This is a genomic window from Leucobacter sp. M11, from assembly GCF_035726885.1.
Lineage (GTDB): Bacteria > Actinomycetota > Actinomycetes > Actinomycetales > Microbacteriaceae > JAPFRB01.
The window spans coordinates 414,876-416,218 of the sequence record NZ_JAPFRB010000001.1 but is presented as its reverse complement, the minus strand read 5'-3'; the positions used below and the strand labels follow the sequence as shown (position 1 = coordinate 416,218).

Genomic DNA, 1,343 nt, shown 5'->3' with positions numbered 1-1,343 from the left:
CCTGCTCGACTGGGGGCCGGAGCTCCTGATCGACGACGGCTCGCACCTGATCCGACTCGCGCACACGGAGCGGCCCGGGGCCTTCGCCCGGCTGCGCGGCGCGGCCGAGGAGACCACGAGCGGGGTGCGCCCCCTGGTCGAGCTCGCCGCGGACGGCGGGCTGCGCGTGCCCGTGATCGGGGTCAACAACGCCCGCACCAAGACCCTCTTCGACAACCTCGTGGGCACGGGCCAGTCCTGCGTGCTCGCCATCGCCGACCTGCTCGACCCGGAGGGGGAGCGCCCCCGCGCCACCCCCGTTCCCGCGGCGGGCGTCGCCGGGCAGCGCTGGCTCGTCATCGGCTACGGACCGGTCGGGGCGGGCACCGCCCGGCACGCCCGCGCCCTCGGCGCGCGGGTCACCGTGCACGACACCGATCCGGTGCGCGCGCTCAGCGCCCAGCACGACGGCTTCCCGAGCACCGCACTCCTGCCCGGCATCGCGGGAAGCGACGTGGTCGTGTCCGCGACCGGCGTGTGGCACACGGTCGGGCTCGACGCGCTCGCCGCCGCGCGTCCCGGCACCGTGTTCGCGGTGGCCGGGGGCATCGACGACGAGCTCGCCCTGGACGACGCCGCGCGTGCCGCCTGGATCTCGGACCGCGTCCGGCCCGGGGTGCGGCGCTGGCGTGCCCCGGGCGAGGCCGCCGACGTGCTCGTGCTCGCCGACGGCGGCGGGGTGAACTACACGGCGGGGGAGGGCAACCCCGTCGAGATCATGGACCTGTCCTTCGGCACCCAGCTCGCGGCGCTCCGGCAGCTCGTCGACACCGCGCCCGAGCCCGGCCTCGTCCCGCTGCGCGCCGAGGCCGAGGCGGAGGTCGCCCGCATCGCGCTCCGGGGGAGCCCGGGGGAGCCCCCGGCGTCGCCCGAGCGCCCGGACACGGCCCCCGCCGTGCGTCCCGGCGGCGCGGCCCAGCACTGGAGCGTGCACCGCTACCGCAGCACCGCCGCCGAGAACCTGGAAGAATAGCCGGGTGCCCACCACCGCCCCCGTCGTCGTCTACACCGCCCGCCTGGTCCTGCCCATCATCGGGCCCCGGATCCGGGACGGTGCCGTCGCCGTGCGCGGGAAGCGGATCCTGCACGTCGGCGACCGGCGCTGGGTGCTGTCCTCGCTCCGCGAGCGCGGCCTCGACTTCACCGAGGAACACTGGGACGGCGTCCTCGCGCCCGGCCTCGTGAACGCGCACACCCACCTGCAGTACACCGGGATGCGCGAGGTCGCCGAGCAGCACTACAACGGCTTCGACGACTGGAGCGACGGCTTCGACGCCGTCTACGACCGTGGCGGGCACGACTGG

Annotated in this window: 2 protein-coding genes; both read left to right on the top strand. The window is 76.3% G+C overall.

Features of this window, described 5'->3' with window-relative positions:
• Positions 1-1,012 (top strand): adenosylhomocysteinase (locus OOT08_RS02085; protein WP_325090898.1); only part of this gene is annotated, 1,012 nt, incomplete at its 5' end.
• 4 nt (positions 1,013-1,016) lie between these two features.
• On the top strand, positions 1,017-1,343 hold a 327-nt coding region (locus tag OOT08_RS02080; protein ID WP_442916156.1), incomplete at its 3' end, for an amidohydrolase family protein.